This is a genomic window from Sporolactobacillus vineae DSM 21990 = SL153, assembly GCF_000377985.1.
Lineage (GTDB): Bacteria > Bacillota > Bacilli > Bacillales > Sporolactobacillaceae > Sporolactobacillus > Sporolactobacillus vineae.
The window spans coordinates 252,740-265,031 of record NZ_KB899042.1 but is presented as its reverse complement, the minus strand read 5'-3'; the positions used below and the strand labels follow the sequence as shown (position 1 = coordinate 265,031).

Sequence of the window (12,292 nt, the reverse complement as noted above, 5' to 3'; positions counted from 1 at the left end):
AATGGAGGTGCTGTTTTTGTCTGAGAATCAAACGGCGTTGCCAACACGGGATAAAATCCCGGAAAACGAGAAGTGGGATCTTGAAGCGATCTTTCCGGATACCGATTCATGGGAAAAGGCGTTTGCAAAGGTGAAGGAACTGATCACCGAGGTGGAGAGCTTCCGCGGCCGATTAGGCGATTCTGCGGAAACACTCTTTGCATTGCTTCAGAAGCAGGATGAATTGACTGAATTATTATACAAAGTGTATGTCTACGCACATATGAAATCCGATGAGAATACTGCGGATGCAACCTATCAGGCATTGAACGACAGGGCGGGGAATCTGGCAACCGTGGTCGGCAGCAGTCTCGCCTTCATCGTTCCCGAGATACTGGCGATTGATCCGGCAAAACTGGACAGCTTTATTGCTGAGAATAAGGATCTGCAGCTGTATCGGCATGCATTGAACGAGATCACCCGTACCCGGCCGCACGTCCTGGATGCGGAGAAGGAAGCGTTGCTTGCTGCAGCCGGGGAAGTGACGGATGCGTCATCGGTGACTTTCGGGATGTTGAACAATGCCGATCTGAGGTTTCCGAAGATCAAGGATGAGAACGGGAATGAGATTGAAATCACACACGGACGTTATGGCCGTCTGATGGAAAGCGACAACCGGAGAGTCAGGAAAGAAACTTTTGAAGGGATTTACCAGACTTATGGTGCTTTCAGACACACGCTTGCATCGACACTCAGCGGCCAAATCAAGCGGGACAACTTCTATGCCATGGCAAGGCATTACAAATCGGCGAGAGAGGCGGCACTGTTTGCCAATCATATTCCGGAAACGGTATATGACAACTTGATTGCGACCATTCATCAGAATCTTCCGCTGATGTACCGCTACGTTGCGTTGAGGAAGAAAGCGCTCAACGCAGATGAGCTGCATATGTATGATCTTTATGCCCCGCTCGTACCCGATACACAGATCAAGGTAACTTATGATCAGGCGAAAGAGCTGGTCCTGAAGGGTCTGGCGCCATTGGGTGAGGATTACCTGAATGTGATCCGTGAAGGTTTCAAAAAACGCTGGATCGATGTCAGGGAAACGCAAAACAAACGAAGCGGCGGATACTCCGGCGGCAGTTTCGGGACGATGCCCTATATTCTGCTGAACTGGCAGGACACGATCAATAGTGCGTTTACGCTGGCCCATGAACTTGGTCATTCGATGCACAGCTATTATTCACGGACCTGCCAGCCTTATCCCTATTCAGACTATTCGATCTTTGTCGCCGAAGTGGCGTCGACGTGTAATGAGGCGCTGCTCAATCATTATCTGCTGAGCAGCACAGACGACCGGAAAAAGAAATTATATTTGCTGAATAATCAGCTCGAAGGCTTTAAAGCCACGGTTTTCCGTCAGACCATGTTCGCCGAATTTGAACACATCATTCATCAGAAAGCACAAAACGGTGAGGCGCTGACGGCCGACTTGCTGACCAAGATTTATTATGATTTGAACAAAACCTATTTCGGTCAGGATATTGTCGTAGATGAACAGATCGGTCTGGAATGGGCCAGAATTCCACATTTTTATTACAACTATTATGTTTATCAGTATGCGACCGGATACAGCGCCGCTTCGGCACTTTCGGGACAGATTTTGAATGAAGGCCCGGAGGCAGTTGCCCGGTACAAAAATTATTTAAAATCGGGCAGTTCGGATGATCCGATCAGTGTGTTGAAGAAGGCCGGCGTGGACATGGCCGATCCAAAACCAATTCAGCAGGCCATGGATGTTTTTGAAAAGGTTCTTGATGAGACGGAACAATTATTGTTTCATCAATGAACAAAATAGCGTTGGTGACAAAAAAGGATTACCTGCTACCTCCTGAAGGGGGGACGGGTAATCCTTTGATGTTTTGTTTTCATTTTCGGCTGCCAGGTGAACAATCGGACCAGCAGAGTGATGGCAAGAAAAAAAAGACCCCCTGTAGCCAGGAGAGACTCCAGACGAAGCAGCGCCAGCGTGAAATGATAAAACAGGAGTACGACCACGCCAAGAACAAGCAGACACATCAACTGTTTCACATCGATCACCCTGCTGTAAATTTTTCCGGGCGAAAAGTCATCATGCATGTCATGGCAGCGATCGGGCAACCCGGCAGATAATTACAGCTTATTCTGCTTCTGTTGTAATATACCTCCAGAATGTACCGCTCTTTAACGCAACCGGAGCGATAATTTGTTGCAGCTGCAGCTTTCGCAGTTCTTTCAATGCTTCTTCCTCAGGCCAGTCGAAGACAACTGCCACTTCCTTGGTTGTCAGATAAAGCTGATCCTTAAAATAGTGCGTAAGCGACGGGCGTACTGCCGGATAAGGGGTTTCCCCGAGCAGATCGGTCAGGATCTGGACGTAGACCGAATACTCATAGCGTCCGTTGACTTTCACAGCTTCGCGGTCGCTGCAGAGCGTCGAGAAGACGAGTGAAGGCAGCTCGGTGATCGATAGCTCGTTGGCCAGACGGCGGTCACTCTGAAGCGCTTTGACGGAACGGCATGAACGGAAGTCGTTCTCAAATTCATTCAGGTTCAGCCCGGCCATTTTTGCAACGGCACGAAGTTCATCAAAATCATTCATGCCTTTTTTCTCGAGAAAAATCTGTTCCCGAATGCGGCGAAGAAACCTGTTTCCAGCGTTTTGACCCTGAAATCCGGCAGCTTTAACGGCAATGGCAACCGCATAAGGTGAAGGCGGATTCTCAAACCAAACGTCGCTGTCGCAGCACATTCCTGTTAGCTGTGATGTTCGGTCCCATTCCTCGGCGATTTTCTTTGCCTGATGAAACTGGCAAAGATTCTTCGTGTCATGTTTCGTTGTCATTAAAAACCGGAACGTGAAATATTTGTGGTACTCGACAAAGAACTTCTTAATGAGCGGTTCAAATCCCCAGCAGTCCGGGCATAATGGATCAATAAATGCCAGTATTTCAATACGCGGCAAGTGGCGTTCCGAGTGACTATCCAGTGTACAACTTAAATTTCCGGGGGTCCCTTCACAATAAGCGCCTTCATCGTGAAGTGCCATAGGGAATCACCTCTTGATTCATATTTACCCAATGCATGATAATCCGGATCATTTTGAAAAAGATTAACCTGCCTTTAACCGTTTATTTCCATGACGTTCAGATTGTTTTCAGCGAATGATGCAGTCCAGACATGATCTGGATCAATTGTTACAAAATATCGAACGATTTGTAACCTTAGGTCGTATTTCATTGTATCAAGGTTTTGTCGCTGATGGCAACTAATCAATACTATAACCTTGTTCGGAAAATTTGAACTTTAGGGGATCATTGAAGCAGGTCTTGCAACCCGCTATGAGCGTGTTATAATTTGTAGCCCGGACGATTTGATGCTATTTGCAGATGGATTAAAAAAAGAAATGGAGAAAGAAGAATCGGAAATGAAAATCAGCTATATTGAAGACTTGGGGAAGAAACTGGCTATTTCATTGTGTGCGGCATTTTTGTGTGCGCTGAGCATGAATTTGTTATTAATTCCGGCACACGTTTACGCAGCAGGGATTAACGGGGCAGCACAGCTTGTTGCCGATGTGCTGCGCGACGCGCTGAATGTCCGCTTCCCGATTGGTTTGCTCGTTCTCCTGATGAATCTGCCGATCGCCTGGCTTGGCTGGTGCAAAGTCGGAAAGAGCTTCACTTTCTTCAGCTTTGTCACGGTCATTCTCACTTCATTTTTTCTGACTGTCATTCCGGTTTATCCGCTCTCCCGGGATCTGCTTTTAAATTCCATTTTCGGCGGACTGATCTCGGCGATCGGTGTGGGAATCGCTTTGAAATTCGGGATTTCAACCGGCGGTCTGGATATCATCGCCATTTATATGACGCGCAGAAACCGTAACGCGTCCTCAGGAAAATATTTTTTGATTCTGAACGGAATCATTATCATTCTGGCGGGAGCTATTTATGAATGGCAATTTGCCTTATATACCCTGATTTCACGATTTGTCAACAGCTATGTGATCGATTTGATTCATACGAAGTACCAGAAACTGACCGTGATTATTGTGACCCGGCGTAAGGAGGAACTGGTCGCAGCGATCCGTGATCAGTTTGATCGCGGCATGACTGTGATTCCATGTTTTGGCGGATTTACCGGCACTCCCCGTGATACAATCATGGTGGTCATCAGCCACTATGAACTCTACCAGATGGAACAGATGATTAAGAAAATCGATCCTTCCGCGTTTACCAATATTCTGGAGACAAATAAGATTATCGGCTTGTTTCATACAGAAGAGCAGCAGCGGGCGATTCAGAAGATCAAACACGGTCAGGCTGCCAATAATCCCTCTCATGCATTGAGCGATGCGGATTTCAAGTATTTTAAAACCCTGTTTGAATCGAAGACAGAGCAAAAATTTTCCGATCACACGCCCACTCCCGATGAATAAGCAGCTTCCGTTCGGTTTCTCAGAGCTTCACTTATAACTGGGTACCTTTATAGGAAGTAAAGATAAATTTCATAAAGCGCCGGACAGCGGGTGAGAGATAGCGGTCGCCATACCAGGACAGGCCGATGGCTCTCCGGCAGCTCGGCCAGCGGACGTGGACTTTTCTGACTTTAGCTTCATCTATATCGCGTTGATCAGGCAGCAGGGCAATTCCTAATCCAGATGCAACGAGACCGGCGATTGTCGTGACCTCCTCGCTTTCAAAGGTGATATTCGGCGTGATTTGTACCTTCCGGCAGAGTTTATCGGCAATCTTTCTGAGCTCGTAGCCTGGCTTCATGGCGATAATCGGTTCCTGACCGATTTCATCCAGCGTCACCGAACTTTTCTGAGCCAGTCGATGACCGGCCGGGACCATTAAAAAAAGTTCTTCATCCCAAAGCTTTTCCCATTCAATATGCGGGTTTTCTGTGGAATGATGGACGAGACACAGATCAATTTCGCCCTTTTCAAGCTGCTTCAGCAAAGATACGTTATTATTCTGATAGAGTTTAATTTTTGTATTCGGATGCAGGTTCTGGAAACCGCTGAGAATATCCGGGATGATATTCACACCCAGGGTATGCAGGAAACCGAGTGAAACAATCCCGTATTCAGGATCGAGCAGAGATTGAATCTCTTTCTTTGTCATGTTAATCTCATTTAATATCCGATCGGCATGCTTCAGAAAGAGTTTTCCATATTGGTTCAGGATGATATTCCGACCCTGGCGTTCAAACAGACTCACCCCTAATTCTTCTTCAAGCCGGGCGATTGACCGGCTGAGCGCAGGCTGTGAAATCGACAGTGCCTCCGCAGCTTTAGTCATATGCTGAAGCTGCGCTACCTTCTGAAAATATTCAATCTGCTGCCATTCCATACAAACTCACTCCCTACTAATGACGGCCGGCATTGCAAAATTCTCGGCCTTCATACATAATGTACCACAATATAACTCATATGCATGAATAGGATTCAAATAATTAATAAGCTGTTATCAAGACATCTGCGCTAAGATTTTTTAGGAAGAGAGAAAGGATGGACGTTTCATGGAGTATCTATCACCCGAGAGCAGGAATTTCAAAAAAACACTGACAGCCCTGTTCCTCGGCAGTTTTATCATGTTTGCCAATCTGTACAGTACCCAGCCGGTCATCGCGATGATTGCCCGTCAGTTTCGTGTGACACCGGCTGCGGCCAGTCTGACGCTTTCTGCGGCAACGGGTGCGCTGGCGATCACGCTGTTTTTTGTTTCTTTTACTTCCGGTATGTTTGACCGTAAGAAAATCATGCTTCTTGCACTGGTTTCATCCGCATTTTTGTCAATACTTGTGAGCGTGATTCACTACCTGCCGCTGCTGATCGCGGTCCGTTTTGTTCAGGGTGCGCTGCTCGCCGGCTATCCGTCGATCGCAATGGCCTATGTGAACGAAGAGTTTGACAAGAAGGTGCTCGGCTATGTGATCGGCATTTACGTCAGCGGAAACAGTCTCGGCGGTTTGGCCGGGCGGCTGATCGTCGGTACACTGAGCGACGCTTTCTCATGGAATGTGGCGATCGGCATGCTTGGCTTACTAAACCTGATCATGTGTGTCCTTTTTTTCCTGCTGCTTCCGGAATCAAGACATTTTGATCCCGGAAAGAGTTCGCTGAAGCGGACAACGGTCGGTTTTATTGAGAATATCGAGTCGAGGCCGCTCGTTCTCCTTTACGTTCTCGGCTTTATTCTGATGGGCAGCTTTGTCACGATTTACAATTATATCGGGATTCCGCTAATGGCGCCTCCGTATAATCTGAGTCAGACGCTGGTCAGCTTCATCTTCGTTATTTTTCTTGTCGGTACATTCAGTTCCACGTGGATGGGCCGCCTGTCGGATCATACCAGTAAATCCGGCGTGATCATCCTGAGTCTGGTCCTGATGATCATCGGTCTTTTCACCACCCTTGCCGGACCTCTGGCGTTGAAAGTCGTCGGGCTGGCGATGTTCACTTTCGGATTCTTCGGCGGCCACTCGGTAGCCAGCAGCTGGGTCGGCATTCTTGCCAATAGGAGGGAGAAAGCACAGTCTTCATCCCTCTATCTGTTCTTTTATTATGTGGGTTCAAGTGTCGTCGGTTCAACAGGCGGCCTGTTCCTCCAGAATTTCGGCTGGGCCGGTGTCGTCTTTGCTGTCTGCGTCATCTGCGCCATCGGGGTTCTGCTCGCATTGATTGTTCACCATCTGGTTGTTGAAGGTGCGATTCATCATCGCCGCCATCACCTGCACCGGCACAGACTGGCCGGTCAGCACGTCTGAATGTCGTGAATGTGCGGCTGTTTCGAGCCGATACGATAACTTTTTCAGGGAACGCAGGTATCGTTCGCGCCTGCGTTCCTTTCTATGGAAAAATGTGATACGCTGTCAAAGTTGAATGCGTTCTGATGATGATGAAAGAGGTGGCTGAATTGACAACTTTTGAGGAATACAAATACGAGCGTCCTGATGTCGAAGCCTGCAACAAGGCTTTTGCAGAAGCCTTTGAAGCGTTCAAAACCGCTTCTTCGGCATCGGAAGCGGAGAAAGCGGCAGGCAGAATTAATCAGGTGCGCCGGCATCTGGATACATTATTCAATCTGGTTGAAATTCGTCATACGGTCAATACCAATGATGCCTTTTACAAAGCTGAAAATGATTTTATGGATGAGACGATGCCGGTTTTCGAAGGCAAGACGAATATGTACTACAAATTACTGCTTTCTTCTCCGTTCCGCAAAGAGCTTGAGGCAAAGTGGGGGAAACAGCTGTTTGCCCTGGCTGAAGCGCAGGTGAAGTCCTTTTCGCCGGAAGTTATCCCGCTGATGCAGCAGGAGAACAAGTGGGCCTCTCAGTATACACGGCTGGTTGCGGCAGCAAAGATCCCGTTCGACGGCCAGGAGCGTACTCTGGCACAACTGGGACCCTATATGGAGTCGGAAGATCGAGTGATTCGCAAAAGCGCTCAGGAGGCACGCTTCGGCTATTTTGCGGAACATGAAGCAGAGTTTGATGACATCTATGATCATCTGGTAAAGATTCGTACAGAGATTGCCCATAAACTGGGCTTTGAAAACTATGCCGATCTCAGTTACTACCGCATGTCCCGCATCGGTTACGACAAGGAAATGATCAAAGCCTACCGGGAGCAGATCCGCAAGTACGTGGTTCCTGCGGCAAACCGGCTTTACGAGCGGCAGCAGAAACGTATCGGCGTCACCAGGCTGAAGTATTATGATGAACCGTTCAACTTTAAAACAGGTAATGCCAGGCCGAAGGGTGATGCGGACTGGATTATTGAAAACGGTAAAAAGATGTACAGTGAACTTTCTCCGGAGACAGGAAAGTTCTTTCAGTTCATGCTGGATCATCATCTGATGGATTTGATCGCTACGAAGGGAAAAGCAGGCGGCGGTTACTGTACCTATATTTTTGATTATGAGTCTCCGTTCATTTTCTCGAACTTCAATGGTACTGCCGGAGACATCGATGTCCTGACTCATGAAGCCGGACATGCCTTCCAGGTCTATTCAACCCATACGAAGCTGCCTGAATATATTTGGCCGACCTATGAAGGCGCAGAAGTTCACTCGATGAGTATGGAATTTTTCACCTGGCCGTGGATGAAACTGTTCTTTAAGGAAGACACACTGAAGCGAAAATTTGCCCATCTGAGCAGCGCTTTACTGTTTCTTCCCTATGGCGTCAGCGTGGATGAATTTCAGCATGTTGTCTATGAGCATCCTGAATTTACGCCGGCACAGCGGAAACAGGCATGGAAGGTTATTGAAAAGAAGTATTTACCGCACAGGGACTACGACGGATTTGACTATCTGGAACGCGGCGGATTCTGGCAGCGCCAGAGTCACATTTATGAGGATCCTTTTTACTATATTGACTACACACTGGCTCAGGTCTGTGCCTTTGAGTTCTGGCAAAAATCGCAGAAAGACTATTCGTCGGCCTGGAATGACTACCTGAATTTGTGCAGGCAGGGCGGAAGCAAGTCTTTTCTTGATCTGGTCAGGGCCGCGGGACTTGTCTCGCCTTTTAAAGAAGGCTGCGTGGAATCCGTCGTGAAAGCCGTGTCTGGCTGGCTGGATCAGGTGGACGACAGCACGTTCTGAATGAACAACAGTGATCCATTCATGACTATGAGAGAAAAAACAGAGGCAGGGAATCATTCGATGATTCCCTGCCTCTGTTTCCTTTATCGATTATGAAAGAATGCCCTTAAGGCCCCACATAATGATCGCAACGACCGGGACGAGTACCCAGACATTAGGCCCGAACAGTGACCGGTGATCGTGATCGGCAGATTCCAGTTTCTCAAGTCGCTGATCAAGAGCGTCCAGTTTCTTTTCAATCCGGTTTAGCGGCTCTTCATTCATTATACTCACTCCCTGATTCAGATTGCGGCATGGCTGATATGGTCCATGATCCGGCTGACGTAGGCATGTGTTTCAGGAAAAGGCGGAATACCGCCGTATTTCTCTACATTTCCGGAACCGGCATTATATGCCGCAAGCGCCAGGTCGGTTCTTCCGCCGTATCGTTTCAGCAGCCGGCTGAGATATTTCGTGCCGCCGTCAATATTCTGAGCCGGATCGAGCGCGTTGGCTACACCGAGACCGGATGCTGTCGACGGCATTAATTGCATCAGGCCAAGTGCGCCGGCCGGACTCACCGCAGAGGCGTTCCCGCCGGATTCAGCAGCGATTACGGCAGAAATCAGTTCCGGGTCGACATGATACTTCTTCCCGGCCGACTGAATCAACGGTCCATATCCGGACGCCTTATTCTCTGATTCCGAGTGTACAGCATTTGACGGCTGAAGTGCTTCAGACGAACGGGAACCGGTCAGGGTGCTGCCCGCCGGGTTCGGTACCGTCAGAGCGGACAGCTGGTTCCAGAGGCTGTCTGTGCTGTTTCCGGAATCAGTCGTTCCGGCTGAGGAAGAAGGCAAGGCTAGACGGTTCACCCCTTGTGCCGTCAGTACCAGACTGAGAAGGTCAGAAAAGGGATTATCGCTTTGCATTCCTGCTGCAGAGAAAATGCTTCCCTGATTGTCTGTGCTGTCAAAAGCAGAAAGAGCAAGCCATTGCGACAGAGTTGCAGGATCAACGGTCATTCGTCTGTCTTCCTCCTTTCGTCGAGGTGCTCATACAGCCGCATCATTTTACTCTTTGATTTGCGGCGGGGAATGTGAAATTCAGACAACAGGGACAGAAAGATCTGTTTGCCCTGTTCCTGCTCCTCTGCTTCATATTCCAGTTCAAAATCCTGAATACCCAGGTAGGCACTCCGGTCGAAAAACAATTCTCCCTGTTTATAAGGAAACTCCGTTCGCTTCGTGATTAATTCGCCGACATGAATCAACTGGTCGACATTGATGCCCATTTGATCAATAGCCTTCTCCAGCGCTCCTTCCGGCATCACACCATAGTGGATCAGATCGCTGCTTTCCTGATCGGACAGCTGCTGATGCGTTTCAAGAATAATACCGTTACGCGGCTGCTTTAATGTAAAATCATGTTCCCCGCTCAGGTGGCGGATTCTCAGCGCCGCATGGGCATTCTTCAGCGCAAACGTCGGTGTATCAAAATAATCATTTGTTTGTTTGAAAAAAGTAGATTCGTCGCGGTCAAATTTCAGACAGAGCGTGTTAAATTCCGTCTCTTCCAGCATGTTTTTAAATTCAATTTCAAACTTCTGCGACATTCGAATTCTCCTGTTCCGTCAGCTTACCTGCAGAAATTCATGAAGACCTCGTAACTTCCTATAAATTATGACATAATAGTGATAAAGAAACAACAAATGGCAGTGCACAATGAGCAATATCAGGCTGCCTGAGACGGTATCCTCGACCACCGGAAAAATGGAAGCGGGAAAGGAATCATCGAGTGAAAGGAGAAACATCCGGAGTGAATGATTCATCTGAAACGACAGTGACTGATGGAATTCCGGCAGGCAGTCTCAGATCTTTTGCGGTGGAAACCAGGGGGGACGCATTCTCCAATGAGTTGAAAGATCGGATCATCGGGGAACTGACAGCGAAGAATATGGTTTATCTGGACAAGGGGCGTCCGGATCTCGTGATCTCTGTCGGCGGGGACGGAACCCTGTTGCAGGCATTCCATAAATATTTCTATTGCCTTGGTCAAACGGCATTTGTCGGTGTACATACAGGACATCTGGGCTTTTATGCGGACTGGACGGCAGATGAGGTGGACGATCTGACGGCTTCAGTCACGTCGAAACAGTGTAACATTGTCGCATATCCGCTGCTCAATGTCCGGATCAGTTACAAGCATCAGGATCGCGTGCGTTCCTATCTGGCACTCAATGAGTGCACGATCCGCAGTGGTGAGGGTTTGCTGGTGGCCGATGTCCTGATCCGGGGGGAAAAGTTTGAAAGTTTCCGGGGAGACGGTCTTTGCTTTTCGACGCCTACCGGATCCACGGCGTACAATAAGGGGCTTTCGGGGGCAATTATCCATCCGTCACTCCCAACCGTGCAGCTGACGGAAATTGCCTCAATCAATAATCGTGTGTTCCGTACCATCGGTTCCCCGCTGATTCTTCCACGGCACCATCACTGCCAGGTCAGACCGGTGAACGATGATCGCTTTAATGTGACGGTAGACCATCTCTCAACGCTCCACGCCGATGTCAAACAGATGGAGTGCTGCGTGGCGACTGAAAAAATCCGTTTTGCCAGATTTCGCCCGTTGCCCTTCTGGCGGCGTGTTCGTGATGCTTTTATCGGCTAAAAGTGCGAGTATTTTATCGGAAAAAAATCGGATGACAAGGCAATCATTCAGGAAACAGGACAGGACTTATGGAGAAAAAATGTTTTCAATTGGTCAGGCGGATCGGTGCCGCGCAAGAGGGAGAACTTCTCCGTGATTATTTACGTAAGGAACTTCACCTTTCCCACCGCACTTTATCTGCCATAAAGTATAAAGGCGGCAAAATGCTTGTCGACGGGCGGGAACAGACGGTTCGCTGCGTGCTTCACGGGGGGCAGGAGCTGCGGCTCATTATGCCGCCGGAGGAACACAGTGATTTTCTGGTCAGCGAGCCCGTGCCGCTGAATATTGTGTACGAGGATGAATCACTTGTCGTCGTCAATAAACAGGCCGGGATTCCGGTCATTCCCTCACATCAGTATCCTTCAGGAACACTGGCTAATGGCCTGCTGTACTATTTTGAACAAGAAAATCTGGCATCAACCGTACATATTGTGAACCGGCTGGACCGTAATACTTCCGGTCTGATGCTGGTCGCCAAAAACCGGTTCAGTCATGAACGCTTCTTCAAAATGCAGAAACAGAAACAGATCCGGCGCAGATATCTTGCCCTGGCAGCCGGGGTGATCAGTCCCGATAAAGGCATGATCGATGCACCGATCGGCCGGAAAGAGGGAAGTGCGATTGAGCGAAAAGTAGACTGGCTGGATGGGAGACGGTCGATAACCGAGTACAAAGTGCTTAAACGATACACCAGCCGGACGCTTGTCGCTGTCCGGCTGATGACCGGACGGACGCATCAGATCCGTGTTCATTTCTCATCTCAGGGACATCCGCTGCTGGGCGACGATCTTTACGGAGGACCGACGGACCAGCTGACCCGTCAGGCACTGCACAGCTTCGAACTTGTGTTTACTCACCCGTTTACGGGACAGCTCTTCCATCTCCATGCACCGCTTCCTGCGGATATGGCACAGCTGGTCGGTGTTCCTGTATCCCTGGATCAAATTTAACCGGTTATCCGGACT

Annotated in this window: 12 protein-coding genes; 6 read left to right on the top strand and 6 right to left on the bottom strand. The window is 48.7% G+C overall.

The genetic code is table 11. The annotated features are described in order from the left end of the window. Nucleotide 1: 1 nt before the first annotated feature. On the top strand, nt 2–1,831 hold the full coding sequence (pepF, locus tag D889_RS0101355) for an oligoendopeptidase F (RefSeq protein ID WP_193379216.1): 1,830 nt from the start codon (nt 2–4) through the stop codon (nt 1,829–1,831). A gap of 35 nt (nt 1,832–1,866) precedes the next feature. On the opposite strand, the gene D889_RS15540 is transcribed toward pepF, so the two are convergent. After that, nucleotides 1,867–2,073, bottom strand: a complete 207-nt coding sequence (locus D889_RS15540; RefSeq protein ID WP_141629372.1) for a hypothetical protein — start codon at nt 2,071–2,073, stop codon at nt 1,867–1,869. Nucleotides 2,074–2,161: 88 nt separating this feature from the next. Then, nucleotides 2,162–3,070 (bottom strand): DsbA family protein, encoded by a 909-nt coding sequence (locus D889_RS0101345; protein WP_010631310.1) that lies wholly within the window; start codon nt 3,068–3,070, stop codon nt 2,162–2,164. A 357-nt stretch (nt 3,071–3,427) separates the two neighbouring features. On the opposite strand from D889_RS0101345, the gene D889_RS0101340 reads away from it, so the two are divergent. Beyond that, nucleotides 3,428–4,459 (top strand): YitT family protein, encoded by a 1,032-nt coding sequence (locus D889_RS0101340; RefSeq protein ID WP_010631309.1) that lies wholly within the window; start codon nt 3,428–3,430, stop codon nt 4,457–4,459. 31 nt (nt 4,460–4,490) lie between these two features. Here D889_RS0101340 and D889_RS0101335 read toward each other — a convergent pair whose 3' ends face one another. After that, complete coding sequence (locus D889_RS0101335; protein ID WP_010631308.1) at nt 4,491–5,378, bottom strand: LysR family transcriptional regulator; 888 nt, start codon at nt 5,376–5,378, stop codon at nt 4,491–4,493. Nucleotides 5,379–5,547: 169 nt separating this feature from the next. On the opposite strand from D889_RS0101335, the gene D889_RS0101330 reads away from it, so the two are divergent. Together D889_RS0101330 and D889_RS0101325 are read left to right on the top strand one after the other, a co-directional pair. Beyond that, nucleotides 5,548–6,795, top strand: a complete 1,248-nt coding sequence (locus D889_RS0101330; RefSeq protein ID WP_010631307.1) for an MFS transporter — start codon at nt 5,548–5,550, stop codon at nt 6,793–6,795. A 125-nt stretch (nt 6,796–6,920) separates the two neighbouring features. Continuing rightward, nucleotides 6,921–8,639, top strand: coding sequence for a M3 family oligoendopeptidase (locus tag D889_RS0101325; RefSeq protein ID WP_010631306.1), 1,719 nt, complete (start codon nt 6,921–6,923; stop codon nt 8,637–8,639). A gap of 90 nt (nt 8,640–8,729) precedes the next feature. Here D889_RS0101325 and D889_RS15535 read toward each other — a convergent pair whose 3' ends face one another. From D889_RS15535 to D889_RS0101310, 3 genes are read right to left on the bottom strand one after another with little or no spacing between them, the layout of a single operon-like run. Continuing rightward, nucleotides 8,730–8,903: a hypothetical protein gene (locus D889_RS15535; protein ID WP_018962082.1), complete on the bottom strand. Its 174-nt coding sequence runs from the start codon at nt 8,901–8,903 to the stop codon at nt 8,730–8,732. Between the two features lie 17 nt (nt 8,904–8,920). After that, the gene (locus D889_RS0101315; protein WP_010631305.1) at nt 8,921–9,643 is read right to left on the bottom strand and encodes a lytic transglycosylase domain-containing protein; all 723 of its coding nucleotides are present in this window, start codon (nt 9,641–9,643) and stop codon (nt 8,921–8,923) included. Beyond that, the gene (locus D889_RS0101310; RefSeq protein WP_010631304.1) at nt 9,640–10,233 is read right to left on the bottom strand and encodes a CYTH domain-containing protein; all 594 of its coding nucleotides are present in this window, start codon (nt 10,231–10,233) and stop codon (nt 9,640–9,642) included. Before D889_RS0101310 ends, D889_RS0101315 begins: the two co-directional genes overlap by 4 nt. Nucleotides 10,234–10,436: 203 nt before the next feature. On the opposite strand from D889_RS0101310, the gene D889_RS0101305 reads away from it, so the two are divergent. Both D889_RS0101305 and D889_RS0101300 read left to right on the top strand, forming a co-directional pair. Beyond that, the gene (locus D889_RS0101305; protein WP_010631303.1) at nt 10,437–11,285 is read left to right on the top strand and encodes an NAD kinase; all 849 of its coding nucleotides are present in this window, start codon (nt 10,437–10,439) and stop codon (nt 11,283–11,285) included. Nucleotides 11,286–11,353: 68 nt separating this feature from the next. Continuing rightward, nucleotides 11,354–12,277 carry an RluA family pseudouridine synthase gene (locus D889_RS0101300; protein WP_010631302.1) on the top strand — a complete coding sequence of 308 codons (924 nt, stop codon included), beginning with the start codon at nt 11,354–11,356 and terminating at the stop codon, nt 12,275–12,277. The last annotated feature ends 15 nt before the right edge of the window (nt 12,278–12,292 follow it).

What these genes read in the sequence shown, in the direction of transcription:
- D889_RS0101330 (WP_010631307.1), top strand. Translation starts at nt 5,548, where the DNA reads ATGGAGTATCTATCACCCGAGAGCAGGAATTTCAAAAAAACACTGACA.
- D889_RS0101315 (WP_010631305.1), bottom strand. Translation starts at nt 9,643, where the DNA reads ATGACCGTTGATCCTGCAACTCTGTCGCAATGGCTTGCTCTTTCTGCT.
- D889_RS0101345 (WP_010631310.1), bottom strand. Translation starts at nt 3,070, where the DNA reads ATGGCACTTCACGATGAAGGCGCTTATTGTGAAGGGACCCCCGGAAAT.
- pepF (WP_193379216.1), top strand. Translation starts at nt 2, where the DNA reads ATGGAGGTGCTGTTTTTGTCTGAGAATCAAACGGCGTTGCCAACACGG.
- D889_RS0101335 (WP_010631308.1), bottom strand. Translation starts at nt 5,378, where the DNA reads ATGGAATGGCAGCAGATTGAATATTTTCAGAAGGTAGCGCAGCTTCAG.
- D889_RS0101310 (WP_010631304.1), bottom strand. Translation starts at nt 10,233, where the DNA reads ATGTCGCAGAAGTTTGAAATTGAATTTAAAAACATGCTGGAAGAGACG.
- D889_RS0101340 (WP_010631309.1), top strand. Translation starts at nt 3,428, where the DNA reads ATGGAGAAAGAAGAATCGGAAATGAAAATCAGCTATATTGAAGACTTG.
- D889_RS15535 (WP_018962082.1), bottom strand. Translation starts at nt 8,903, where the DNA reads ATGAATGAAGAGCCGCTAAACCGGATTGAAAAGAAACTGGACGCTCTT.
- D889_RS0101300 (WP_010631302.1), top strand. Translation starts at nt 11,354, where the DNA reads ATGGAGAAAAAATGTTTTCAATTGGTCAGGCGGATCGGTGCCGCGCAA.
- D889_RS0101325 (WP_010631306.1), top strand. Translation starts at nt 6,921, where the DNA reads ATGATGATGAAAGAGGTGGCTGAATTGACAACTTTTGAGGAATACAAA.